The following is a 23,988-nucleotide window of genomic DNA, read 5'->3' on the forward strand; positions in this document are numbered from 1 at the left end:
AGGCTAATGTTACCAGTTAAGATGCGCACTGAAAAACGGTTCTCTGTTAGACTTCAGAGAAACTCTCTACATTATGGCATTTGCGATGAAAGTAATCTCACAAGTTGAAGCGCAGCGTAAGATTCTGGAAGAAGCGGTCTCGACAGCGCTGGAGTTAGCCTCAGGCAAATCGGACGGGGCGGAAGTCGCCGTAAGCAAGACGACCGGCATCAGTGTCAGCACCCGTTATGGTGAAGTGGAGAATGTCGAATTCAATAGCGATGGCGCGTTGGGAATTACCGTCTACCATCAAAACCGCAAAGGCAGTGCCTCATCGACTGATTTAAGCCCGCAGGCGATTGCCCGTACCGTCCAGGCGGCGCTGGACATCGCGCGCTACACCTCGCCGGACCCTTGCGCAGGTGTGGCAGACAAAGAGTTACTGGCTTTTGACGCACCGGATCTGGATCTGTTCCACCCGGCAGAGGTTTCTCCGGATGAAGCCATCGAACTGGCGGCGCGTGCCGAACAGGCTTCTTTGCAGGCCGATAAACGTATCACCAATACGGAAGGCGGCAGCTTTAACAGCCACTATGGCATTAAAGTGTTTGGCAACAGCCACGGCATGTTGCAGGGCTATTGCTCCACCCGCCATTCACTTTCCAGCTGCGTGATTGCTGAAGAAAACGGCGATATGGAGCGCGATTACGCCTACACGATTGGCCGTGCGATGGGCGATCTGCAAACGCCGGAATGGGTTGGCGCAGACTGCGCTCGCCGCACGTTATCCCGCCTGTCACCGCGTAAACTCTCGACGATGAAAGCACCGGTAATTTTTGCCAACGAAGTGGCGACCGGGCTGTTTGGTCACTTGGTTGGCGCGATTGCAGGGGGCTCGGTGTATCGCAAATCCACTTTCCTGCTGGATTCGCTGGGAAAACAAATTCTGCCTGAATGGCTGACCATTGAAGAGCATCCGCACCTGTTAAAAGGACTGGCTTCCTCACCGTTCGACAGCGAAGGTGTACGTACGCAACGTCGTGACATTGTGAAAGACGGTGTGCTGACCCAGTGGCTGTTAACCAACTACTCTGCCCGTAAGCTGGGGCTGAAAAGCACCGGTCATGCAGGCGGCATTCATAACTGGCGCATTGCCGGGCAGGGGCTGAGCTTTGAGCAGATGCTCAAAGAGATGGGCACCGGACTGGTGGTCACCGAACTGATGGGCCAGGGCGTGAGCGGCATCACCGGGGATTACTCCCGTGGCGCAGCCGGTTTCTGGGTCGAAAACGGGGAAATTCAATACCCTGTAAGCGAAATCACCATCGCCGGAAACTTAAAAGAGATGTGGCGCAATATTGTTACCATCGGTAACGATATTGAAACACGTAGCAATATACAGTGTGGTTCAGTTCTGTTGCCGGAGATGAAAATCGCCGGACAATAATCCCGGATGGCGCGACCTGCCGCGCCAAAACAATAAAAAAGAGGAAGTGAGCAATGCGTAAAAAACTACTGGCGATGCTGGCGGTCTCCACTCTGGTATTGAGTTCGGCAACGGCGTTTGCCGCCGAACTCGAAGATAATATGGAAACGCTTAACGATAACCTGAAGGTGGTCGAAAAAGCGGATAACGCAACACAGGTGACAGAGGCGTTAACCAAAATGCGCGCTGCCGCGCTGGATGCCCAAAAAGCGACGCCGCCAAAGCTGGAAAGCAAAGCCTCCGACAGTCCGGAAATGAAAGATTTTCGTCATGGTTTTGACGTCCTGGTCGGCCAGATCGACGGTGCATTGAAGCTGGCGAAGGAAGGGAAGGTCAAAGAAGCGCAGGCCGCCGCGGAAGAGTTCAAAACCACCCGCAACGCGTACCACAAGAAGTATCGTTAATGGCGTTTCTCCCCTGATGCCTTCAGCCGGGGCTTCAGGGGAAATCATAAAAATAACGATCTTTTCAACCTGACTCTCCTGAACCAGGCCGCCCTCTTTACAAGGGCGGCCTTAATTATTACTTCAGATTCGTTTTGAAGAACGATGTCAGCTTTTCGAACGGAATCAGGTCGGTACGGTCATACAAATCGACATGACCAGCCCCGGGAACGACATACAGCTCCTTCGGTTGAGCCGCACGTTTCCAGGCATCTTCGCTGAATTCTTTCGAATGCGCCTGGTCCCCGGTAATAAACAGCATGGGGCGCGGTGAAATCGTTTCTATATCGTTGAATGGATAGAAATTCATAAATTTACCAATGCTGCTTAACAGCGGTTTGGTGGTCAGTGCTTCTTTCTCACCCTGCGGGGTGTAACCGCCTCGCTCGGTACGGTAGAAATCAAAGAACTCACGCTGAATGGCCGGCGTTGAGTCATCCAGCTTGTTAACGGTCCCCGGGATATACGCCTTCTCTGCGCCTTTAAATTCTGTAAATCGCTGCTCGATAGCGGATTTAATAAAGGCCTGACGCTGTTCTGGCGTCTGGGAATGATTCAGACCATGACGGAACGCCGAGCCCATGTCGTACATGCTGACAGTGGCAATCGCCTTCATACGTGGATCGATTTTGGCTGCACTGATTGCAAAGCTCCCGCTGCCACAGATACCCAGTACGCCGATGTTCTCTGGGTCAACATACGGCTGGGTACTGAGGTAATCGACCGCCGCGCTGAAGTCATCTGCATAAATTTCCGGTGAAACCAGATGCCCCGGCTTTCCTTCACTTTCCCCCCAAAAAGAGAGATCGATCGCCAGCGTCACAAAACCCTGCTCTGCCAGTTTTTGGGCATACAGATTCGAGCTTTGCTCTTTGACCGCGCCCATCGGATGTCCGACGACAATTGCCGGGTTTTTCGCATTCTGATTCAGCGTCTTTGGAATAAACAAATTTCCCACGACGTTCATCTGGTACTGATTCTTAAACGTGACCTTTTGCTGGGTAACGTTATTGCTTTTATAGAAGTTGTCCGCGCCTTTTGACATATCCGCCGCGGTGGCGGCGAATGAACTGATTAACAGCCCCAGCGCCAGTGTCATATTTTTCATGAGTTTCATCCTCTCGTGTGCGTGGTGTGTTTTACGTGATGTCAGAATGGTCATTCCTGTTGCGGCGATCGGTCGTCTATCTCCTGCCTCGGCATTATCCGACAACGTGTGCGCTATACAGGTCAGCCATCTTCAGGCAAGCCGGGGCCGGACGTTATTCATGGGAATAACGACAAAAAGTGCATAAATAAACAGGCAGTTCACGATGATCTCTTGCGGAAAGTTTTACACGGCAGGCGTAGGTTGACTAGCTAATGAATGCTTAATAGGCTTATAAGATTACCTTATTAATCGGGAAAGCCTGACAGATGAAACGCAATCTCAATGACCTGCTTTATTTTGTCACCGTTGCCCGCGAAGGAAGTTTTACCCGCGCGGCGGCACATCTTGGTGTCACACAGCCGGCTCTCAGCCAGGCGATTTCCGCTCTTGAGAATCGCCTGCAAATTCGACTTCTCACCCGCACCACCCGCAGCGTGTCCCCCACCGCTGCCGGAGAACGGTTGTTGCAGTCCATCGGCAACCGCATTGATGAGATTGAAGCCGAACTGGATATGCTCACTGAGCTGCGAGACAAACCCGCCGGTACGGTACGAATCACCTGTGGGCCGAACGTTTTGCGTACCACACTGTTACCTAAACTGACGCCACTGTTGCGTGAATACCCTGATATTCATATTGAGTTCGACGCCAATCACGGTTTTCGCGATATTGTCGCCGACCGTTTCGACGCCGGAGTGCGGCTGGGCGACACGATTGATAAAGACATGATAGCCATACCGATTGGACCAGAACTCCGTATGGCGGCCGCAGCCTCACCGGATTATTTTTCGCGTTATCCCATTCCACAAACCCCCCATGAACTGACGCAACACTGCTGTATAAATCAGAGAATGGTGAGATCGGGTGGGCTATATGTCTGGGATTTTGATCAGGACGGCGGCGACTTGAACGTGCGGGTGAGCGGGCAAGTGACGTTCAACACGTCAGAACACATTGTCTATGCTGCTCTGGAGGGGATGGGAATCGCTTTTTTACCGGAGGAAGAGTTCGGTGAACATATTGAGAAAGGTCGATTAATCCGTGTGCTTGAACCGTGGTGTAAGCCTTTTCCTGGATACTATTTGTATTACCCCAGCCGCAAACAAGTCTCTCCCGCGTTTTCACTGGTGATAGAGGCTCTGCGCGTTAACCGTAAGCGTCCATCCGTAAAGAAGAAAAAGTGATTCAGGAAAACCAGCCTGTCACATTGATATAATCCGGATGGCAGCAATATATTTTTATGCCCTAATCTGTCCGCTTGTGGTTCGACGCTACCTGCGACATGTAGACCTGGCAGCGTCGAATAAGAAGGGGGGCAGATTTATAATTTCACTTTGATGATTACTTTAAACTGATATTTTTATTTTTCGCCCACTTTCTTAATCTTCCATTCGCATTGGCGTAAGGCGAAGAGGTGTTAAATGAGATCATTCGCCCCATCGTCCATTTTGTGTACCACGGTTTACCGTACAAAACATCATCAGTACGTTCATTAATTAGCTGCACAATTTCATTTTTTACAGCCTGCAATTCAGCGATCAGGGAGTCATAGCTTAACGCGCTGTAATCCTTGTAAAATTTTTGAGCAAGGAGGCCAAGCTGGTTCCATTTATAACCTGTTTCCGGAAAATCGACCGGCTGACCTTTCGCATCAAAAGTGATCCACTTTACAACCAGAGAATTCCATCCAAGTAGATACGAAACAAGGTCACGAACGCTCATCTCCGTCCCTTTGGCGTGCCCATCCATTGAATCATCGGAAGTCATTTCGTTCGGGATTGAATTAAGGTAACCGATTAATTTACTGAAATTTTTATCAATGGCTAAAAGTAATTCAGCTTTTGTTTGAGGCACACTCATAAGGAATTCCTTCTCATTTAAGAAAATGACACCATGATGAAACGGTGTGGTGTTTTAACATCGGGCCGTTATTTTCTCTCTCCTTGCGTCATGTCTTGCAAGGATTCGTCATAACTCTTTTCGATAATACGGCTCAAAAGCGCGCTCTGCTCACAGTTTCAGACTTTCTTCTCTGCTGGCGTCGCCACGAAACACCCTCGATATCTGTGAATAAAATCACACTTTCCCAGCGATAAATCATCAAAACCCCCTTTTTTGTGGAACAGATCACTATTGCCACTCGCCTTTCCACTTCGAAGTGGAAAACAACTCGCTACAAACTTTTGACCCCCACCGCTAGTTTTAACTCAGAGCCATTAACGGGGTAAGACGAGTGAATAACGGAGCAGTAATGAACGACATGGGGGACCAGGTGGCGCAGATTGGTGAACTGGCCGATCGCATGCTGGCGCAAGTGTATGCCTTGCTGCGTGAACATCACATCATTCCCAACGCCGTACAGGAACAAATGCTGACGTCTCACGTTCGCGCCATGGCGCACCGGTCGGTGACCGGAGAGCCTTTGCCGGAAGTGGAAGCCAGTTTGTTTGATGAAATTTCAGCCGATTCAATGGCGCTTGCCCGCGACGTGGTCGCAGCGTTTGGCAATCTTCCCGAGGAAGAGGCCTGGCTGCTGTCCGTCCACTTTGAAGTCGCGAAAGACAACCTTTAAGGAGCAACAACATGGAACAGATTACAGTCGTGATTGGCGATCGTCTGGGAAAAGGCCAGAAAGTGGCAGCAGGCGTCGAGAAAGCCGGTGGCCGTGCGGTGGTGGTACCGGGTGTCGCCGCGGATATGAAACTGGGGGACGTGATGAAAGCGGAAAACGCCACGTTCGGCATCTCCTTTTGCGGCAGCGGCGGCGCGGGCGCTATCACCGCACAGAACAAATACGGCTACAAGGCTAAATACGGGATGCGCTCTGTGGATGAAGGCGTAACGGCGATTAACGAAGGCTGCAACGTGCTGGGGTTCGGCTTTATGGATAAAGAAGAGCTTGGCGAGCGTCTGGTTCAGGCGTGGCAGAAAAAATACGGCGCCTAAGTATGAAAGAACAATTCACCACAACGGTGAGAGTCACCGGTAAAGGCGAAGCCAAAACGCGCGCCTTTGCCGATGCCCTGAACCACGTTCAGGCCGCGGTCATGAAGGCATCGCCGCATATTTTACTGCGTATTGAGCCACAGGATGTGCAGGTTGTTCAAGCGCGTGAAGCGGTGCGCAAAGAAGCGTTTTTGTTCTTCTTTCTGCGCCGGGAACGACGCACTTACAGCGTGGAGCTGGATGTGACCGTCAACGTGACAGCCATCAATCTGGACAAGGTGGATTTTGTCTCGCAACGCTGATTCTTGTTAAGAAGGCATAATTATGTTCCTGATAATTTTAATAAAATCGCTCATCATCGGTGCCCTCGTCGGCGTGGGTGTGGGGGCCGGGGCTGCACGCATGTTTCATGCGCCTACCACACAGGGGATGGGTGCGTTTCGAACTCTGGGGGAACTGAACTCCTGTGAAGGGGATCCGGCTTCTCACTTCTCGTTTGGCCTGGGCTTTTTCTTCAACGCCTGGGCCTCATCCGTTGCGGCGGGCTCGTTCACACAGGACGTGGATCACCGCATTATTCCTAACTGGGGCGCGGCAGCGCTGATGATCAAAAACCGCAACGTCGGTGAAACGCTGCATGACCCGAAAAAGATGGCGATTGCCTGCGGCATCATCGGCATGATCGTCGTGACCTTCCTGAACCTCACGGCCTCTTCCGTACCGGAAGCGTTGCAGGTGACTGCCGTTAAGGTACTGGTTCCTGCGGCAAACCTGCTGGTCAACACCGTGATGCCAGTGATCTTCTGGCTGGCGGCAATCGATGCCGGTAAGAAATCGGGCTTCTGGGCAACCGTTTTCGGCGGCGCGGCGCAGTTGATCATGGGTAACGCCGTTCCGGGTCTGGTACTGGGCATCCTGATCGGTAAAGGCGTTGAAGAGAGCGGCTGGAACCATGTGACCAAAGTGATGATGGCGGCGATTGTTCTGCTGTTCGTCCTGAGCGGCTTCTTCCGTGGCTTCGACATGAAGATGATCGAATCCTTCCACATGACCGTGCCGAACTGGCTCGAACTGATCCACAACTCGCTTAGCGGCAAATAACGGAGGCCACAATGGAACAGAATAAAGGTTTTTGGTTTGCCGACTGGTCTTTCCCGATCTTCGTTGGCCTGCTCTCCTCCGGCGTATTTGCCGGGACGCACATGTACTACCTGTACGGGATTGGCGCGTTCAACGAAGTGGCTTTCGTGGCCATGCTGAAAGCGGGAATTGATACCGGATCGTACGGCGCGGTGGCGGCGTTTGGTGCCAGCTTCCTGTTCGCCCGCATCATCGAAGGTTCTCTGGTGGGGATTCTGGATATCGGCGGCGCGATTCAGACCGGCGTGGGTCTGGGAGTTCCGGCGCTGCTGCTGGGCGCGGGCATTATGTTCCCGGTTGAGAACTTTATCGCTTCTCTGGCTACGGGGCTGGCGATTGGCCTGGCGATCGGTTACGTCATCATTCTGGCGCGTAAGTTCACCATCAATCAGAGCGATTCGACCTACGGGGCGGACGTGATGATGGGGGCCGGTAACGCCTCGGGTCGTTTCCTCGGTCCACTGATCATCCTCAGCGCGATGACGGCGTCGATCCCTATCGGCGTGGGTTCTTTGGTCGGCGCACTGCTGTTTTACATCTGGCAGAAACCGATCACCGGCGGCGCGATCCTTGGCGCAATGATTTTAGGTTCAATCTTCCCGATTGCCATTAGCTAAACCCCCGGCGGGCGTGAAAACGCCCGCACTAACAGGAGAGAGACATGTTTGATTTACTCCTGCGCCGTGCGCGTCTGGTTGACGATACGGTCTGTGACATCGCCCTGAAGGACGGCAAAATCGCTGCGTTAGGTGAGATAAACGACCCGGCGGTGAAAACCGTTGAGCTCAACGGCGAGTGTTACGTCAGCGCCGGATGGATTGATTCCCACGTTCACTGCTATCCAAACTCCCCAATTTATCACGACGAACCGGACAGCGTAGGCATTGCCACCGGCGTGACAACCGTTGTGGATGCGGGCAGCACCGGTGCCGACGATATTGATGATTTTTATACCCTGACGCGCGAAGCCGCGACGGAAGTCTATGCCCTACTGAACATCTCCCGTGTCGGACTGATTGCGCAAAACGAGCTGGCGAATATGACCAACATCGACGCCGACGCGGTGAAGCAGGCGGTAAAACGTTACCCCGATTTTATCGTTGGCCTGAAGGCGCGAATGAGCAGCAGCGTGGTGGGTGAAAATGGTATTACACCGCTGGATCGCGCCAAAGCGATGCAGCAAGAGAACGGTGATTTGCCCCTGATGGTCCACATCGGCAATAACCCGCCGGATCTGGATGAGATTGCGGAGCGCCTGACGGCGGGCGATATCATCACCCACTGCTACAACGGAAAACCCAATCGTATCCTGACGCCGGAAGGCGAACTGCGCGCGTCGGTCACCCGGGCGATTCAGCGCGGCGTGCGTCTGGATGTAGGGCACGGCACGGCCAGCCTGAGTTTCGCGGTGGCAAAACGCGCCATCAGCTTAGGCATTCTGCCGCAGACCATCAGCTCTGATATCTATTGCCGCAACCGTATCAGCGGCCCGGTGTATTCACTGGCGAATGTGATGTCGAAATTCCTCGCCATCGGAATGTCGCTGCCGCAGGTCATCGACTGCGTGACGGCCAATGCCGCCGACGGCTTGCGCCTGAAATCTAAAGGTCGCCTCCAGCCTGGTCTGGACGCTGACTTAACCCTCTTTACGCTGAAGCATCAGCCAACCGTGCTGATGGATGCCGAAAATGACAGTTTGCAGGCTGAGAAGCTGCTGGTGCCGCTTGCCGCAATACGTGCGGGCAAGGGCTATATGACCGAACAAGGGAGCGCGGAACATGCCTTCGATTTTTGAGAAATACCATTTAAAGCAGGTGATTAATACCTCCGGACGTATGACGGCGCTGGGCGTTTCCACGCCGCGCCCGGAAGTGGTGGAAGCGGCAATGGCCGGCATGAACCAGTACTTTGAAATGAAAGATCTGGTGAATAAAACCGGGGAATACATCGCGAAGCTGCTGGATGTAGAGGGAGCAACGGTGGTCTCCTGTGCGTCGGCGGGTATCGCCCAGTCGGTGGCTGCCGTGCTGGTTCAGGACAGCGACTGGCTGTTGGAAAACCTGCACGTCACGCCGATTGAAAATAACGAAATCGTGCTACCGAGAGGTCATAACGTCAACTTTGGCGCGCCGGTCGGCACGATGGTGGCGCTGGGCGGCGGCAAGCTGGTGGAAGCGGGTTATGCCAATGAGTGCTCTGCCGCACAGTTGGCCGCGGCGATCACCCCGCGTACGGCGGCGATCCTGTACATCAAATCCCACCACTGCGTGCAGAAAAGTATGCTCAGCGTTGAGCAGGCCGTCGTGGTGGCGCGTAAACATAATCTGCCGTTGATTGTCGATGCGGCGGCGGAAGAAGATCTGCAGTGCTACTACCGTTCCGGCGCGGATCTGGTGATCTACAGCGGTGCGAAGGCCATTGAAGGGCCAACCAGCGGACTGGTCATCGGTAAAACGCAGTACGTCGAGTGGGTGAAACGCCAGACAGCAGGCATTGGCCGGGCGATGAAGGTCGGCAAAGAGGGCATTCTCGGTCTGACCTGCGCCATTGAACTCTATCTGCATGCTCAGAAAGAGAGCGGCGCAGAGATGGTTGAAAAAATGACGCCGTTTATTGACGCACTCAATGCACTCAACGGGGTGACCGCTCGCGTGGTGTGGGATAGCGCCGGACGGGATATCGCCCGTGCAGAAATTAAGTTCGATGAAGCCGTTACCGGCATCGCGACGGGCGAACTGGTGGAAGCGCTCAAGCAGGGCGAATACGCGATTTACTTCCGTGGCTACAAAGCCAACGAAGGGATTATTGAAGCGGATGTGCGCAGCGTAGATCGCGCACAACTGGATATTGTGGCGCGCCGTATTGGCGACGTAATTAATCAGGAGAAACAAGCATGAAACTGACCCCGAACTTTTACCGCGATCGCGTCTGCCTGAACGTACTGGCTGGCTCGAAAGAGAACGCTCAAGATATTTACGATGCGGCGGAAGGTCATGTGCTGGTCGGCGTGCTCTCCAAAAATTACCCGGATGTCGAAAGCGCGGTGGCGGATATGCGCGACTACGCGAAGCTTATCAACAACGCGCTGTCTGTCGGGCTGGGGGCAGGCGATCCGAACCAGTCGGCGATGGTCAGTGAAATTTCCCGCCAGGTTCAGCCGCAGCACGTCAACCAGGTGTTCACCGGCGTGGCAACCAGCCGCGCCCTGCTCGGGCAGAGTGAGACGGAGGTTAACGGTCTGGTATCGCCAACCGGCACGCCGGGTCTGGTGAAAATTTCCACCGGACCGCTGAGCAGCAAAGCGGCGGACGGCATTGTCCCGGTCGAAACGGCTATCGAAATGCTGAAAGATATGGGCGGTAGCTCGATCAAATACTTCCCGATGGGCGGGCTGAAATGCCGTGACGAATATAAAGCGGTGGCAGAGGCCTGTGCGCGTCATGATTTCTGGCTGGAACCGACCGGTGGCATCGATCTGGAAAACTACGCTGAGATTTTGCAAATCGCCCTCGACGCTGGCGTAAGCAAAATCATTCCTCACATTTATAGTTCTATTATTGATAAGGTAAGTGGGAACACCCGTCCGGACGATGTGCGCCAGCTGCTTGCGCTTACCCGGACGTGTGTAGGTTAAAATAACGAGGAGAGTGATGTGCGATTCCCCAACCAACGTTTGGCGCAACTGTTTACTATGTTGCAAAACGAGACGCTGCCACAGGATGAGCTGGCGCAGCGGTTGTCGGTTTCCACACGTACTGTTCGTGCCGATATTACTGCGCTCAATGCCCTGCTGACTCAGCATGGCGCGCAGTTTATCCTCAGCCGGGGCAACGGTTATCAGCTCAGGATCGATGACCCGGCAAGCTATCAGTCCCTGCAATCGCAGCAGCCCAGCGCGCTGCGAATTCCGCGAACCAGTCAGGAACGCGTGCACTATCTGATGGTGCGCTTTCTGACGTCCGCTTTTTCTCTCAAACTCGAAGATTTAGCTGATGAATGGTTTGTCAGCCGGGCGACGTTACAAAATGACATGGCGGAAGTACGTGAATGGCTGCAACGCTATCATCTAACGCTGGAAACCCGCCCTCGCCATGGCATGAAACTGTTCGGCAGCGAGATGGCGATCCGCGCCTGCCTGACCGATCTTCTCTGGACGCTGGCGCAGCAGGATCCTGCTAATCCGCTGGTGACCGAAGAGGCGCTGTATGCCGGTGTGCCGTCGCAGCTTCAACCTCTCCTTGAGGAGATCTTCAACCGCTTCCATATTCGCCTTACCGACGAAGGCGAACTGTTTTTGCGCCTGTACTGCGCGGTCGCGGTACGCCGCATCAGCGAAGGGTATCCGCTGTCGGAGTTCACCACCGAAGAGGTGGAAGAGAACGTATGCCTGGCGGCGCGTGAGATTGCCGCTGTGGTGCAGCATCTGGCAAATCATCCGCTCTCGGTATCGGAAGAGAACTGGCTGAAGGTGCATATCGCGGCGCGGCAGGTGCAGGAAATTGCCCCCAGCGCGATCAATGCCGACGATGAAGAAGCGCTGGTCAATTACATCCTGCGGTTTATCAACAGCCAGTACAACTATAACCTGTTGAATGATAAACAGCTTCACGCGGATTTACTCACTCACATCAAAACGATGATCACCCGGGTGCGCTATCAGATAATGATCCCGAATCCGCTACTGGAAAACATCAAGCAGCACTATCCCATGGCGTGGGATATGACCCTGGCGGCGGTTTCCAGTTGGGGCAAATACACCCCTTACGCCATCAGCGAAAACGAGATCGGCTTTCTGGTGTTGCACATCGGCGTTGGGCTTGAACGTAGTTACAACATCGGTTACCAACGCCAGCCAAAAGTTCTGCTGGTTTGTGACGCGGGAAATGCGATGGTGCGCATGATTGAAGCGGTACTGGCACGCAAATATCCGCAGATTGAAATTGTGCATACGCTGACGCTGCGCGATTACGAACAGCGCGAGAGCATCGCGGAGGACTTTGTGATCGCCACGGCGCGGATCGGTGAGAAAGACAAACCGGTCGTGCAGATCGCCCCGTTCCCTACTGACTATCAACTGGAACAGATCGGTAAGTTGGTGCTGGTGGACAGAACCCGTCCGTGGATGCTGAACAAATACTTCGATGCCGCGCATTTTTGTATTATCGACGGTGAGATGGACCAGCAGACGCTGTTTAAAACCTTGTGCGATCGGTTGCAGAGTGAAGGATTTGTCGATGCGGAATTCCTCGACTCGGTAGTTGAGCGTGAGGCGATCGTCAGCACGATGCTTGGTGACAGTATTGCGCTGCCACACGCCCTCGGACTGCTGGCGAAAAAAACGGTAGTCTATACGGTGCTCGCCCCACAGGGCATCGCCTGGGGTGACGAGACTGCGCACGTGATCTTTTTACTCGCCATCAGCAAAAGCGAGTACGAAGAGGCAATGGCTATCTACGATATCTTCGTCACGTTCCTGCGCGAGCGCGCCATGACGCGACTGTGCAGCAGCCAGAACTTCGCCGAGTTTAAAGCGGTGGCGATGGAGTGCGTGAGTCGTTTTTGAGAGCCATTATCCAGATATGAATGTAATGCAGATGTAATGCTATAATGCATTACATTTCTTTTTTCTCTGGAGGCATAATGGCCACATTGAACGTCCGTCTGGATGACAAACTCAAAAACGAGGCGTATGCCGTGCTGGAAAAACTCAATATTACGCCTACGGAAGCGGTAAGACTGCTGTTTCAGTATGTGGCTGAAAATGGACGCATGCCGGTAAAGACACTCACTGTCAGTGATAGCGAAGAAGCGTTATTGCGTACTGTCAGGGAGCGACTGGCCGATCCGCAAGAGGCCATTAAGGTCAGACTGGATGCGCTATGAACTGGCGTTTGATCCGCGGGCGCTGAAGGAATGGCAAAAGTTGGGTGAAACGGTGAAAAACCAGTTCAGGAAGAAACTGGCTGAGGTGCTTTCACATCCACGGCTCTCCTCCGCCCGGCTTCATGACTTTCCTGATTGCTACAAAATAAAACTCAAAGCGTCTGGCTTCAGGCTAGTTTATCAGGTGAAGGATGCACAGGTTCTTATACTGGTGATTGCGATCGGTAAGCGGGAAAAATCGGCCGTTTATCAGGACGCTGACAAACGGCTTTGACGGGGAGGTTACCGCAAATGGTGCACAACCTGGTTGCTGCTGCCGCGCCAGATCAGCGCCGGGTCTTTCAGATCCTGCACATACTTACCGTCGACCAGCACGTTGATGAGATCCACAACCTGCATTTGCGCGGCATTGAGTTCATCCAGCTTATAGCCGGTCCACACCCAGATATCTTTGCCCGCACATTCAGCGCGAATGCGTTGCACCAGTTTCAGAATATCCGGTACGTTCTGCGGATGAAGCGGATCGCCGCCGGAAAGGGAGATCCCCTGGCGGTGGATCCGCGTATCGTTCAGATCGTTAATGATCTGGTCTTCCATTTCTTTCGTGAACGGCTGGCCTGAATTCAGTCGCCAGGTGCTTTTGTTGTAGCAGCCCGGGCATTCGTGCACGCACCCTGAAACAAACAGGGTGCAGCGAGTTCCGGGGCCGTTAACGATGTCGACAGGATAATATTGATGATATTGCATAGAGGATGTCCAGAAAGAATGTAGGCCGGATAAGGTGCTTGCACCGCCATCCGGCAACATTGTGATGCCTGATGGCGACGCGATTGCGTCTTATCAGGCCTACGGCCTTTGCAAACGGAAATTAACCGATCTGCCCATTCCCTAAATGCTTAACGCGACGTTTCACTTCTTCCTGTTTACCGGCGTTAAATGGGCGTGCGTCCGGGCTGCCTAAATAACCACATACGCGGCGGGTCACCGACACGCGTGCGGCGTCGTGGTTACCGCACTTCGGACAGGTGAAGCCTTTACTGGTGCACTCGAACTCGCCGGTAAAGCCACACTCATAGCATTCATCGATTGGCGTATTGGTGCCGTAATATGGCACATGCTGATAGCTGTAGTCCCAGACGTCTTCCAGCGCTTTCAGGTTGTGCTGGATGTTCGGGTACTCGCCGTAGCAAATGAAGCCACCGCTCGCCAGCGGCGGATAAGGCGCTTCGAAATCGATTTTGTCGTACGGATTTACCTTCTTCTCTACGTCGAGGTGGAAACTGTTGGTGTAGTAGCCTTTATCAGTGACGCCCGGCACAACGCCAAACTCGGCGGTATCCAGACGGCAGAAACGGTCACACAGGTTTTCACTCGGCGTGCTGTACAGGCTGAAGCCGTAACCCGTCTCTTCTTTCCACTGATCCACGGCCTGACGCAGATGCTCAACAATGGCGACCGCTTTCGCGCGCAGCACTTCGCTGTCATACAGATGCGTATCGCCAAACAGGGCGTTGATGGTTTCGTGGATACCGATATAGCCTAGCGAAATTGACGCGCGACCGTTTTTAAAGATTTCCGCAATGTCATCATCGGCTTTCAGACGTACGCCGCAGGCCCCTTCCATATACAGGATCGGTGCGACGCGGGCTTTGACGCCTTCCAGACGGGCGATTCGGGTCATCAGCGCTTTACGCGCCAGTATCAGACGATCGTCCAGCAACTTCCAGAACGTCGGCTCATCACCGCCCGCTTCCAGTGCGATACGCGGCAGGTTAAGGCTGATCACGCCGAGGTTATTACGCCCATCGTGAACCTGTTCGCCCTGTTCGTTTTCCCACACGCCGAGGAAGCTGCGGCAGCCCATCGGGGTTTTGAACGAACCGGTGACTTTCACGACCTGATCGTAGTTCAGGATGTCCGGATACATACGTTTGCTGGCACACTCCAGCGCCAGTTGTTTGATGTCGTAGTTTGGATCGCCAAATTTGTGGTTCAGGCCGTCACGAATCGCAAACACCAGTTTCGGGAACACGGCGGTTTTGCGATTTTTGCCCAGGCCAGCGATACGGTTACGCAGAATGGATTGCTGAATCAGGCGCGATTCCCAACTGGTGCCCAGACCGAAACCAAAGGTGACGAACGGCGTCTGGCCGTTGGCGGTATGCAGCGTATTGACCTCATACTCCAGAGACTGGAATGCGTCGTAGCACTCTTTCTCGGTACGGGAATGCGCATAGCCGTCGGCATCCGGAATGTGCCACTCTTCCGCCGTTTTACGGTGCTTTTTGAAGCTGGCGGTTACGAACGGCGCCAGCACTTCATCAATGCGGTTAATGGTGGTGCCGCCGTAAATATGGCTGGCGACCTGCGCGATGATTTGCGCGGTCACGGCGGTGGCGGTAGAGATCGATTTTGGCGGCTCGATCTCCGCATTACCCATCTTAAAGCCCTGCGTCAGCATCCCTTTCAGATCGATCAGCATGCAGTTAAACATCGGGAAGAATGGGGAATAGTCGAGATCGTGATAGTGAATGTCACCGCGCTCGTGCGCCTGCACGACATCACGCGGCAGCAAGTGCTGACGAGCGTAGTGTTTGGCCACGATACCGGCCAGCAGGTCGCGCTGGGTCGGAATGACTTTGCTGTCTTTGTTGGCGTTCTCATTGAGCAACGCGGAGTTGGTTTGCTCCACCAGGCCGCGAATTTCCTGGTTCAGGCGACCGCGTTTTTCACGCTGAATATCACGGTCATGACGGTATTCAATGTAGGCGCGCGCGAGTTGCTTGTAAGGACCCGACATCAGTTGGTTCTCAACCGCAGTCTGGATCTCATTAATATCGACCTGGCTACGCGCGTCCATCTGGCTGCTTACGACTTCTGCGACGGTGGCGCAGTAATCTGCGTCATCGACTCCCGCTGCTTTAGCTGCACGCAGAATGGCTTCTTTGATGCGCTCTGATTTAAACGGCACTTTACAGCCATCTCGTTTCATCACATGCGGTGTCATGATCACTCCATAATTTGTAAGAACAGGTTATCCACAGAGGCTCGGGAAGCATTGATATGGTTATTCATCTCTCTATCCAATCACTTCCCGCAGTCCAGTCCCATGTTATCCACAATGTCACCCTGACTGTGGACATCATCGTTGTTGTAAATGTAGTTGATTAATACAACATGTTGGGGCGGATTGCATTTTAAGTTCTATATATAGTGATTTGCATCAAAAGTGTTTGCGATTTTTTTGATATAGCGCAAAGTAAAAATCAGAGCGTACAGTTGGCGGGCGTTATAGCGATTGTAAATTGTGACATAGAAAAATCTGATTATTTATTCAGCAAAAACAGTTAGCTAAGGCAGGGAGAGGGATTTTGCCCGGGAAGTCTTCCTTCTCCGGGCAAGAGGGGGTCAGCCGATTACTTCTGAAGCCACCAGATGGCTTCGAAAGGACGCAGCGTCATTGCCGTCGGCTGCGGTGAAACTTCCTCATAGTTGTGCATCAGTACCTGCCAGCGACCACGGCACGACTCCGGTTGCCAGGCCTGGTATTCGCCGCTCAGGTTGGCAATGACCAGCAGCGTTTGCCCCTGCCATTCGCGGCGATAGCACCAGAGATACGGGCTGTCTGGCAACAGATCCTGATAGTCGCCCCAGGTGAGCACCGGTTCTGATTTGCGTAGTGCGATCAGCCGTTGGTAGGTGTAAAACACCGACGCGTTATCGCCGAGCGCGTTCTCCACGTTGATGTCCGTGTAGTTATCGCACAACGGGATCCACGGTTCGCCCTGGCTGAAGCCTGCGTTTTTGCGGTTATCCCACTGCATCGGCGTACGACTGTTGTCGCGGGATTTACTGGCCAGGATTGCCAGCAGTTCATTGGCATCGCGACCTTCAGCCCGCAACTCAGCAAACATGTTATGGCTTTCCACATCACGGTAGTCGGTGATCCGGGTGAAGTGCGGATTGGTCATGCCGATCTCTTCACCCTGGTAGATGTATGGTGTCCCCTGCATGCCGTGCAGCACCATCGCCAGCATTTTCGCTGCCGGCACCCGATATTCACCTTCGTCGCCGAAGCGCGACACGATGCGCGGCTGATCGTGGTTACACCAGAACAGCGCATTCCACGCGACGTTGTGCATCCCTTGCTGCCAGTGGCGGAACAGGGTCTTCAGCGCGACAAAATCGGGTTTCGCCAGTGTCCATTTTTCTCCGTCAGGATAATCAACCTTCAGGTGATGAAAATTGAAGGTCATCGACAGTTCGCTACCGTCCAGCGCGGCGTAGCGCTGGCAATGTTCCAGCGTGGTAGAGGACATCTCGCCGACCGTCATCAGCTTGCGCGGCGTAAAGACGTCGCGGTTCATCTCATGCAGAAATTCATGTGCCCGCGGCCCATCGGTGTAAAAGCGGCGACCGTCGCCGTCAAGGTCATTGGGGAAGCTCTGATCTTTGGAGATGAGATTAACGACGTCCAGGCGCAGGCCATCCACGCCGCGATCGGCCCAGAATTCGCAGACTTTTTTCAGCTCGGCGCGAACGGCAGGGTTTTCCCAGTTCAGATCCGCCTGTTCCGGGGCGAAGAGGTGCAGGTAATACTGTTCGCTCTGCGCATGCCATTGCCAGGCGTTACCGCCAAACTTGGAACGCCAGTTGTTGGGCAGCGTATCGGGCGTGCCGTCGCGCCAGGTGTAAAACTCGCGATACGGACTGTCTTTGTCGAGCGCCTCACGAAACCAGGCGTGCTGCGTGGAGGTGTGATTAAACACCATATCGAGAATAATGCGGATCCCGCGCGCTTTTGCCTGGGCGACCAGTTCGTCGAAATCGTCCAGCGTACCGTAGGCGGGATCGATTGCCGTGTAGTTGGCGACATCGTAGCCATTATCCACCTGCGGCGAGATATAGAACGGTGTCAGCCAGATGGCATCCACGCCCAGTTTATGCAGATAGTCGAGGCGCTGAGTCACGCCACGTAAATCGCCGGTGCCAGAGCCGGTCGTATCCTGAAAACTTCTGGGGTAGATCTGGTAGATGACGCCGTTTTGCCACCAGTGGGGAAGGGTATTCATAGTCATTTCCTGGTTATGCGAGGGGCGCAATTGCGCCCCGAATAAAATCAAACAATCTGTAACGTGCCCTGACGGTATTTACGCTGGTAGACCACGGAGGTCAGTACGATCGGGATGACAATGGCGATCGCCATCGCGACGGCGTACACCTGCCAGTAAGTCGGTTGGATAGAGAGGATGCCCGGCAAGCCGCCGACACCGATGCCGTTAGCCATCACCCCGTACAGGCCGCAGAGTAGCCCGGCAAGGCCGGAGCCGATCATCGCGCAGAGCATCGGGAAGCGGTATTTCAGGTTGATACCGTACATTGCCGGCTCAGTGACCCCCAGATAGGCGGAGATCGCGGCAGGAACAGAGATCTCGCGTTCGTTCTGTTTACGGCTGGCGATAATAATGCCCACCACCGCAGAAGCCTGCGCGATGTTGGAAAGGGCAATCAGCGGCCATACCGGGGTTCCCCCCATGCTCTGGATCATCTGCATATCAATGGCGAGCGTGGTCTGATGCACGCCGGTAATCACCAGCGGGGCGTACAGGAAGCCGAACAGCGCAGCGCCAATCGGGGCGAAGCTGCCGGTCATCAGATGGCGAACCGCAAACGCCACGCCGTCGCCAATCATGCGGCCAAACGGACCGATCAGCGCATGGGCGAGGAATGCCGCGAGGATCAGCGAACACACCGGCACCACAACAAGGTACAGGTAATCCGGCACGATGCGCTTCAGACGCGTTTCAATCATGCCCAGCGCCAGACCGGCCAGTAGCGCCGGAATGACCTGTGCCTGATAGCCCACTTTGGCGACGCTGAACAGGCCAAAGTTCCACACGTCTGGCACCTGTTGTCCCAACAGATAAGCGTTCATCAACTGCGGAGACACCAGCGTAACGCCAAGCACGATGCCGAGGATCGGCGTGCCACCCATTTTTTTCACCGCCGACCAGCAGATACCCACCGGCAGATAGAAGAAGATAGCTTCGCCAATCAGCCACAGGAAGTCATAAATGGTTTTCAGCGCCGGATACATCTGCGCCAGCGTCTGGCCGTTGCTCATCGGCAGGTCGCCAATGACGTTACGAAAACCTAAAATCAAGCCCCCGCTGATCAGCGCCGGCAGCAGCGGAAAGAAGATTTCAGCGAAGTGGGAGATCAACTGCTCATGCCATTTCATGTTCTGGCGAGCCGCTTTTTTCGCCTGCTCTTTATCGGCGTGCGCCTGTCCGGTGGTCGCCAGCAGCGCTTTGTAGTAATCGCCGACCTCGGTGCCAATCACCACCTGGAACTGACCGGCGTTGGTAAAGCAGCCTTTGACCATCGGTAATTCTTCGATTTCTTTCGGTCTGGCGTTTGCTGGCTGATTCAGCACAAAGCGCAGGCGCGTAATACAGTGACTCACTGTGGCGATATTCTCTCGCCCACCTACCAGCGCTATCAGCCGGTCAATATCCGCTTGTTTAACTTTGCTCATCATGAAGCCTCGTGGCGATGACTGTGAAAAGGGGGTTGTTGTGCGATGGCCACAGAGTATATCCGGGATAAAAAATTAAAAATGGGAACGTTCCCGAAACGCAGCGAAGATCACAAATTATCGTTCAGAAAGCGATCGGCAATGATTCAGGAAAGGGTGGAAGGAATGACGATCTGGCGCAGATCGCTGCGTCCGTTGATCTGCTCGATCAGTTGGGCCGCCGCCTGGCGTCCGGCTTCGGCATAGCCGGGATCGACTGTGACTATCTCCGGATGCAGGAATTTCATCAGTGGCGTATTGCCGACACTCGCCAGCTGCAGGTTATCGATCCGCTGCTCCTGCAAATACTTACTGGCGCCGAGCGCGAGGGTATCAGTGGCGCATACCAGCGCGGTAGTGTCCGGTGTAATGACACTCGCGGCATGCTCATAGCCTTGCTTCATCGCCAGACCTGGCAGGGCTGCGACGGGATGTAACTTATGTTGTTTGCAAAAGCTGAGATAGGCGTCATGGCGGCGCTTGCCGGTGGTGACGTCACTGTGCGGAACGCCGAGGAAACTGATGTGGCGATGTCCCTGATCGTACAGGCGCTGCATCAGGATTTTAATCGCTCCATCGTCGTCATAGCAGACGGAAGCAAAGCCTTTCGCATCACGTGCCAGCAACACCAGCGATGCCTGCCACGGGGCGATCATCGCGTCGGGGATGCCGGTAAAGCCAAACAGCACCACTCCGTCGATGTTGCGGCGTTTCAACATTCCCAGGTGCTCTTCCACTTTTTCCGGGGAAAACTGGCTTTCCATCATGATAGGATCGTAACCCTGCTCATAAAACACCGGCAGCATCGTCTGTACGGCAAGGTTTTCCGACAGTGAATCGAGACGAGTCACAATGATGGCGACCACTTTATCGCTTTGGCCGCGCATGGCGCGGGCCGAACGAGAGGGGGAAAATCCGTGCTGATTCATCACGGCTTCGACACGTTCGCGAGTCCGTTCACTGACGCCACTTTCGTTGTTGAGCACACGGGAAACGGTGGATTTCCCCACGCCGCTTAAGCGGGCAATGTCTTTGATTGTCAGCCGATTTTGCATCCTGTTTTCCCGTGGTACGCTGCAAAAGATGATAAGAGGGTAACTTTACTCGTAGAAACCTCAATGGGCAAAGTCTGGTTTATACACGTCATCCTTCACGCTGCCTTTGCGTTGGCGTCGTTCATTCCTTTTCCGCCGGGATGCAAGCCGAATGATTTTGTGTATATGTTTTGTTTAATTGCCGGGAGTTATTATAACGCCATAGATGCCACAAATATTATGATCTACAACTTATAATCTGCGGGCTAAATCATTCACTTACCGGAGGCTTTATGGATCCCGATCCCACCCCTCTCCCGAAATGGAGAACACGTTCTTTCCGGTAAGCCTGCCCTTCTCTGTCTTACCGGTGAGGTAAGACAGAGACGCGTTAACGTCCCTGTTTAAGACAATCATGTTACCTGCCAGGTAAGGCTTTGCCACGCCTGAAGGATATTTCTGCGCCCGTCTTGTTGGCGCGGAGGGACTGCCTATGTTTAAAAATATCACTCGCCAGCTGTTTGCCCGGCTTGGCCGCCATCTGCCCGATCGCCTGGTGCATCGCGATCCGTTACCCAATGCACAGTCGATTGTCAGCACCCCGATGCCTGCTTCCCTGAGCGAACACTGCCTGAAAGTGGCCGCGATGGATGAAAAGACGTTGTGGAAAACGTTCAATGCGCATCCGGAAGGACTCACTGCGGCAGAGGTGAACGCCGCCCGCGAACAACACGGTGAAAACCTTCTGCCTACCCAGAAACCGTCGCCGTGGTGGAAGCATCTGTGGGTCTGTTATCGTAACCCGTTCAATATCTTACTGACCCTCCTGGGGGCTATTTCGTATGCCACAGAGGATCTGTTTGCCGCCGGGGTGATCGCCCTGATGGTGATAATCTCCACGCTGCTTAACTTTATCCAGGAAGCGCGTTCCACCAAAGCGGCAGATGCGCTGAAAGCGATGGTCAGTAATACTGCGACAGTGCTGCGGGTCATCAATGAGAAAGGGGAAAATGGCTGGGTTGAGCTGCCAATCGATCAACTGGTGCCCGGCGACATTATCAAGCTGTCGGCCGGGGATATGATCCCAGCCGATCTGCGGGTGATTCAGGCGCGAGATCTGTTTGTCGCCCAGGCATCGTTAACCGGGGAATCGCTGCCGGTGGAGAAAGTGGCGCGCACCCGAGACGTCAATCAAAGCAACCCGCTTGAGTGCGACACCCTCTGCTTTATGGGGACCAACGTGGTGAGCGGCACGGCGCAGGCGATGGTGATCGCCACCGGAGCCCATACCTGGTTTGGTCAACTGGCGGGGCGCGTCAGCGAACAGGAAAGTGAGCAGAACGCCTTTCAGAAGGGGATCAGCCGCGTCAGCATGCTGTTGATTCGCTTTATGCTGGTGATGGCGCCAGTGGTATTGCTCATCAATGGTTATACCAAAGGCGACTGGTGGGAAGCGGCGCTGTTTGCGCTCTCCGTCGCCGTGGGCCTGACGCCGGAAATGCTGCCGATGATTGTCACTTCGACGCTGGCGCGCGGTGCGGTGAAACTGTCGAAGCAAAAAGTGATCGTCAAACATCTGGATGCGATTCAGAACTTCGGCGCGATGGACGTTTTGTGCACCGATAAAACCGGCACGCTGACCCAGGATAAAATTGTGCTGGAGAATCATACGGATATCTCCGGTAAGCCCAGTGAACGCGTCCTGCATGCCGCGTGGCTGAACAGCCACTATCAGACCGGGCTGAAAAACCTGCTGGATACCGCCGTGCTGGAAGGCGTTGATGAAGGGGCCGCGCGCGAGTTGTCTACCCGCTGGCAGAAAATTGATGAGATCCCGTTTGATTTTGAGCGCCGCCGGATGTCGGTGGTGGTGGCAGAAGAGACGAATGTCCATCAACTGGTGTGCAAAGGCGCGTTGCAGGAGATCCTCAGCGTCTGTACGCAGGTGCGCCATAACGGCGAAATTGTCCCGCTGGATGACAACATGCTGCGACGGGTGAAGCGCGTGACTGACACGCTGAACCGTCAGGGGCTGCGCGTCGTTGCCGTGGCGACCAAATATCTACCGGCACGGGAAGGCGATTACCAGCGTATTGATGAATCCGATCTGATCCTTGAAGGCTATATTGCCTTCCTCGATCCGCCGAAGGAGACTACCGCGCCCGCCCTGAAGGCGCTTAACGCCAGTGGCATCACCGTGAAGATCCTGACCGGTGACAGCGAACTGGTGGCTGCGAAGGTGTGCCATGAGGTGGGCCTGGACGCCGGAGAAGTGATTGTCGGGAACGAGATCGAAGGCATGAGCGACGACGCGCTCGCCGCATTGGCCCAGCGTACCACGCTGTTTGCACGCCTGACGCCGATGCATAAAGAGCGGATCGTCCGGCTGCTCAAACGCGAAGGGCACGTGGTGGGCTTTATGGGCGACGGCATCAATGACGCGCCGGCGCTGCGCGCGGCGGATATCGGCATCTCGGTTGACGGTGCGGTAGACATCGCCCGTGAAGCGGCCGATATCATCCTGCTGGAAAAGAGCCTGATGGTGCTGGAAGAGGGCGTGATTGAAGGGCGCCGTACGTTCTCCAATATGCTGAAGTACATCAAAATGACCGCCAGTTCTAACTTTGGCAACGTCTTTAGCGTGCTGGTGGCGAGCGCTTTTTTGCCATTCCTGCCCATGCTGCCGCTGCACTTGCTGATTCAGAACCTGCTGTACGATGTATCCCAGGTGGCGATCCCGTTTGATAACGTTGACGATGAGCAGATCCAAAAACCACAGCGCTGGAATCCGGCGGATCTCGGTCGCTTCATGCTCTTCTTCGGCCCCATCAGCTCCATCTTCGACATTCTGACGTTCTGCCTGATGTGGTGGGTATTCCATGCCAATGTGCCAGAAGCGCAGACGCTGTTCCAGTCAGGCTGGTTTGTGGTGGGCCTGCTCTCGCAAACGCTGATTGTGCATATGATTCGTACGCGCCGCGTGCCGTTTATCCAGAGTCGTGCCGCCTGGCCACTGATGCTGATGACGCTGGTGGTCATGGTTGTGGGAATAGCGCTACCGTTCTCACCGCTGGCAGGTTATCTGCAATTGCAGGCGTTACCGCTGAGTTATTTCCCCTGGCTGGTGGCGATCCTGGTGGGATATATGACGTTAACGCAACTGGTGAAAGGATTCTATAGCCGCCGCTACGGTTGGCAATAAGCGAAAATAATGGCTGCTTCGGCAGCCATTTTTCTTTTCATCCTGCAAAAGAATATATTCTTTCATCCGTCGTGTTTTATTTTTTTTGAAAAACCAAAGAGGTGTGGTCGATCACAATTTTAGGCCTCTTCAGAACATCTTTTTTCCA

Annotated in this window: 23 protein-coding genes; 16 read left to right on the forward strand and 7 right to left on the reverse strand. The window is 54.2% G+C overall.

Annotated elements, in window-relative coordinates:
• Positions 1 to 73: 73 nt before the first annotated feature.
• Entirely contained in the window at positions 74 to 1,426 is a 1,353-nt protein-coding gene (pmbA, locus tag ACERJC_RS11560) for a metalloprotease PmbA (RefSeq protein WP_373671722.1), read from the forward strand.
• A gap of 53 nt (positions 1,427 to 1,479) precedes the next feature.
• Positions 1,480 to 1,869 (forward strand): cytochrome b562, encoded by a 390-nt coding sequence (cybC, locus tag ACERJC_RS11565; protein WP_152401749.1) that lies wholly within the window; start codon positions 1,480 to 1,482, stop codon positions 1,867 to 1,869.
• A gap of 118 nt (positions 1,870 to 1,987) precedes the next feature.
• On the opposite strand, the gene ACERJC_RS11570 is transcribed toward cybC, so the two are convergent.
• Positions 1,988 to 3,016, reverse strand: a complete 1,029-nt coding sequence (locus ACERJC_RS11570) for an alpha/beta hydrolase (RefSeq protein WP_373671723.1) — start codon at positions 3,014 to 3,016, stop codon at positions 1,988 to 1,990.
• Between the two features lie 308 nt (positions 3,017 to 3,324).
• On the opposite strand from ACERJC_RS11570, the gene ACERJC_RS11575 reads away from it, so the two are divergent.
• The gene (locus ACERJC_RS11575) at positions 3,325 to 4,242 is read left to right on the forward strand and encodes a LysR family transcriptional regulator (RefSeq protein ID WP_373671724.1); all 918 of its coding nucleotides are present in this window, start codon (positions 3,325 to 3,327) and stop codon (positions 4,240 to 4,242) included.
• Positions 4,243 to 4,399: 157 nt separating this feature from the next.
• Here the strand turns inward: ACERJC_RS11575 and ACERJC_RS11580 are convergent, their stop codons facing one another.
• On the reverse strand, positions 4,400 to 4,918 hold the full coding sequence (locus tag ACERJC_RS11580) for a ClbS/DfsB family four-helix bundle protein (protein WP_178826699.1): 519 nt from the start codon (positions 4,916 to 4,918) through the stop codon (positions 4,400 to 4,402).
• A 373-nt stretch (positions 4,919 to 5,291) separates the two neighbouring features.
• Here ACERJC_RS11580 and ACERJC_RS11585 point away from each other — a divergent pair, with 373 nt between their 5' ends.
• The 11 genes from ACERJC_RS11585 to ACERJC_RS11635 all read left to right on the forward strand — a co-directional run bounded on the left by ACERJC_RS11585 (position 5,292) and on the right by ACERJC_RS11635 (position 13,301).
• Positions 5,292 to 5,630, forward strand: a complete 339-nt coding sequence (locus tag ACERJC_RS11585; RefSeq protein ID WP_162200254.1) for a glycine dehydrogenase — start codon at positions 5,292 to 5,294, stop codon at positions 5,628 to 5,630.
• Positions 5,631 to 5,641: 11 nt separating this feature from the next.
• Positions 5,642 to 6,004: an SFCGS family glycine-rich protein gene (locus ACERJC_RS11590; RefSeq protein WP_012134368.1), complete on the forward strand. Its 363-nt coding sequence runs from the start codon at positions 5,642 to 5,644 to the stop codon at positions 6,002 to 6,004.
• Between the two features lie 2 nt (positions 6,005 to 6,006).
• The gene (locus ACERJC_RS11595) at positions 6,007 to 6,306 is read left to right on the forward strand and encodes a DUF4312 family protein (protein WP_046495547.1); all 300 of its coding nucleotides are present in this window, start codon (positions 6,007 to 6,009) and stop codon (positions 6,304 to 6,306) included.
• 22 nt (positions 6,307 to 6,328) lie between these two features.
• Positions 6,329 to 7,105 (forward strand): DUF4311 domain-containing protein, encoded by a 777-nt coding sequence (locus ACERJC_RS11600; RefSeq protein WP_042321636.1) that lies wholly within the window; start codon positions 6,329 to 6,331, stop codon positions 7,103 to 7,105.
• 11 nt (positions 7,106 to 7,116) lie between these two features.
• Positions 7,117 to 7,761: a DUF4310 family protein gene (locus ACERJC_RS11605; protein WP_042321639.1), complete on the forward strand. Its 645-nt coding sequence runs from the start codon at positions 7,117 to 7,119 to the stop codon at positions 7,759 to 7,761.
• Between the two features lie 44 nt (positions 7,762 to 7,805).
• A complete protein-coding gene (locus ACERJC_RS11610; RefSeq protein WP_373671725.1) occupies positions 7,806 to 8,939 on the forward strand; it encodes an amidohydrolase/deacetylase family metallohydrolase in 1,134 nt (377 codons plus the stop codon).
• A complete protein-coding gene (locus tag ACERJC_RS11615) occupies positions 8,923 to 10,041 on the forward strand; it encodes a DgaE family pyridoxal phosphate-dependent ammonia lyase (RefSeq protein ID WP_152401760.1) in 1,119 nt (372 codons plus the stop codon). Before ACERJC_RS11610 ends, ACERJC_RS11615 begins: the two co-directional genes overlap by 17 nt.
• The gene (dagF, locus tag ACERJC_RS11620) at positions 10,038 to 10,778 is read left to right on the forward strand and encodes a 2-dehydro-3-deoxy-phosphogluconate aldolase (protein WP_373671726.1); all 741 of its coding nucleotides are present in this window, start codon (positions 10,038 to 10,040) and stop codon (positions 10,776 to 10,778) included. Before ACERJC_RS11615 ends, dagF begins: the two co-directional genes overlap by 4 nt.
• Positions 10,779 to 10,796: 18 nt before the next feature.
• On the forward strand, positions 10,797 to 12,707 hold the full coding sequence (locus ACERJC_RS11625; RefSeq protein WP_152401764.1) for a BglG family transcription antiterminator: 1,911 nt from the start codon (positions 10,797 to 10,799) through the stop codon (positions 12,705 to 12,707).
• Positions 12,708 to 12,784: 77 nt separating this feature from the next.
• On the forward strand, positions 12,785 to 13,027 hold the full coding sequence (locus ACERJC_RS11630; protein ID WP_152401767.1) for a type II toxin-antitoxin system RelB/DinJ family antitoxin: 243 nt from the start codon (positions 12,785 to 12,787) through the stop codon (positions 13,025 to 13,027).
• On the forward strand, positions 13,017 to 13,301 hold the full coding sequence (locus tag ACERJC_RS11635) for a type II toxin-antitoxin system RelE family toxin (protein WP_373671727.1): 285 nt from the start codon (positions 13,017 to 13,019) through the stop codon (positions 13,299 to 13,301). Before ACERJC_RS11630 ends, ACERJC_RS11635 begins: the two co-directional genes overlap by 11 nt.
• Before the next feature lie 8 nt (positions 13,302 to 13,309).
• On the opposite strand, the gene nrdG is transcribed toward ACERJC_RS11635, so the two are convergent.
• The 5 genes from nrdG to treR form a co-directional block, all read right to left on the reverse strand.
• The gene (nrdG, locus tag ACERJC_RS11640; RefSeq protein WP_152401770.1) at positions 13,310 to 13,774 is read right to left on the reverse strand and encodes an anaerobic ribonucleoside-triphosphate reductase-activating protein; all 465 of its coding nucleotides are present in this window, start codon (positions 13,772 to 13,774) and stop codon (positions 13,310 to 13,312) included.
• 121 nt (positions 13,775 to 13,895) lie between these two features.
• Positions 13,896 to 16,034 carry an anaerobic ribonucleoside-triphosphate reductase gene (gene nrdD, locus ACERJC_RS11645; protein ID WP_373671728.1) on the reverse strand — a complete coding sequence of 713 codons (2,139 nt, stop codon included), beginning with the start codon at positions 16,032 to 16,034 and terminating at the stop codon, positions 13,896 to 13,898.
• A 409-nt stretch (positions 16,035 to 16,443) separates the two neighbouring features.
• A complete protein-coding gene (gene treC / locus ACERJC_RS11650; protein ID WP_373671729.1) occupies positions 16,444 to 18,099 on the reverse strand; it encodes an alpha,alpha-phosphotrehalase in 1,656 nt (551 codons plus the stop codon).
• A 47-nt stretch (positions 18,100 to 18,146) separates the two neighbouring features.
• Positions 18,147 to 19,565: a PTS trehalose transporter subunit IIBC gene (gene treB, locus ACERJC_RS11655; RefSeq protein ID WP_286631191.1), complete on the reverse strand. Its 1,419-nt coding sequence runs from the start codon at positions 19,563 to 19,565 to the stop codon at positions 18,147 to 18,149.
• A gap of 146 nt (positions 19,566 to 19,711) precedes the next feature.
• On the reverse strand, positions 19,712 to 20,659 hold the full coding sequence (gene treR / locus ACERJC_RS11660) for a trehalose operon repressor TreR (protein ID WP_152401777.1): 948 nt from the start codon (positions 20,657 to 20,659) through the stop codon (positions 19,712 to 19,714).
• A 272-nt stretch (positions 20,660 to 20,931) separates the two neighbouring features.
• Between treR and mgtL the strand changes: the two genes are divergently transcribed.
• On the forward strand, positions 20,932 to 20,985 hold the full coding sequence (gene mgtL, locus ACERJC_RS11665) for a mgtA regulatory leader peptide MgtL (RefSeq protein WP_125369841.1): 54 nt from the start codon (positions 20,932 to 20,934) through the stop codon (positions 20,983 to 20,985).
• A gap of 146 nt (positions 20,986 to 21,131) precedes the next feature.
• Entirely contained in the window at positions 21,132 to 23,840 is a 2,709-nt protein-coding gene (mgtA, locus tag ACERJC_RS11670) for a magnesium-translocating P-type ATPase (RefSeq protein ID WP_371895050.1), read from the forward strand.
• Positions 23,841 to 23,988 lie beyond the last annotated feature (148 nt).

This window comes from Citrobacter telavivensis (assembly GCF_041807075.1).
GTDB classification, from domain to species: domain Bacteria; phylum Pseudomonadota; class Gammaproteobacteria; order Enterobacterales; family Enterobacteriaceae; genus Citrobacter_A; species Citrobacter_A telavivensis.

Excerpts from the sequence above, each read along its gene's own strand:
- ACERJC_RS11615 (WP_152401760.1), top strand. The coding sequence starts at position 8,923 with ATGCCTTCGATTTTTGAGAAATACCATTTAAAGCAGGTGATTAATACC.
- ACERJC_RS11595 (WP_046495547.1), top strand. The coding sequence starts at position 6,007 with ATGAAAGAACAATTCACCACAACGGTGAGAGTCACCGGTAAAGGCGAA.
- mgtA (WP_371895050.1), top strand. The coding sequence starts at position 21,132 with ATGTTTAAAAATATCACTCGCCAGCTGTTTGCCCGGCTTGGCCGCCAT.
- nrdD (WP_373671728.1), bottom strand. The coding sequence starts at position 16,034 with ATGACACCGCATGTGATGAAACGAGATGGCTGTAAAGTGCCGTTTAAA.
- treC (WP_373671729.1), bottom strand. The coding sequence starts at position 18,099 with ATGAATACCCTTCCCCACTGGTGGCAAAACGGCGTCATCTACCAGATC.
- nrdG (WP_152401770.1), bottom strand. The coding sequence starts at position 13,774 with ATGCAATATCATCAATATTATCCTGTCGACATCGTTAACGGCCCCGGA.
- dagF (WP_373671726.1), top strand. The coding sequence starts at position 10,038 with ATGAAACTGACCCCGAACTTTTACCGCGATCGCGTCTGCCTGAACGTA.
- pmbA (WP_373671722.1), top strand. The coding sequence starts at position 74 with ATGGCATTTGCGATGAAAGTAATCTCACAAGTTGAAGCGCAGCGTAAG.
- ACERJC_RS11590 (WP_012134368.1), top strand. The coding sequence starts at position 5,642 with ATGGAACAGATTACAGTCGTGATTGGCGATCGTCTGGGAAAAGGCCAG.
- ACERJC_RS11575 (WP_373671724.1), top strand. The coding sequence starts at position 3,325 with ATGAAACGCAATCTCAATGACCTGCTTTATTTTGTCACCGTTGCCCGC.
- ACERJC_RS11610 (WP_373671725.1), top strand. The coding sequence starts at position 7,806 with ATGTTTGATTTACTCCTGCGCCGTGCGCGTCTGGTTGACGATACGGTC.
- ACERJC_RS11580 (WP_178826699.1), bottom strand. The coding sequence starts at position 4,918 with ATGAGTGTGCCTCAAACAAAAGCTGAATTACTTTTAGCCATTGATAAA.
- ACERJC_RS11635 (WP_373671727.1), top strand. The coding sequence starts at position 13,017 with ATGCGCTATGAACTGGCGTTTGATCCGCGGGCGCTGAAGGAATGGCAA.
- treR (WP_152401777.1), bottom strand. The coding sequence starts at position 20,659 with ATGCAAAATCGGCTGACAATCAAAGACATTGCCCGCTTAAGCGGCGTG.
- ACERJC_RS11600 (WP_042321636.1), top strand. The coding sequence starts at position 6,329 with ATGTTCCTGATAATTTTAATAAAATCGCTCATCATCGGTGCCCTCGTC.
- cybC (WP_152401749.1), top strand. The coding sequence starts at position 1,480 with ATGCGTAAAAAACTACTGGCGATGCTGGCGGTCTCCACTCTGGTATTG.
- ACERJC_RS11605 (WP_042321639.1), top strand. The coding sequence starts at position 7,117 with ATGGAACAGAATAAAGGTTTTTGGTTTGCCGACTGGTCTTTCCCGATC.
- ACERJC_RS11570 (WP_373671723.1), bottom strand. The coding sequence starts at position 3,016 with ATGAAAAATATGACACTGGCGCTGGGGCTGTTAATCAGTTCATTCGCC.
- treB (WP_286631191.1), bottom strand. The coding sequence starts at position 19,565 with ATGAGCAAAGTTAAACAAGCGGATATTGACCGGCTGATAGCGCTGGTA.
- ACERJC_RS11630 (WP_152401767.1), top strand. The coding sequence starts at position 12,785 with ATGGCCACATTGAACGTCCGTCTGGATGACAAACTCAAAAACGAGGCG.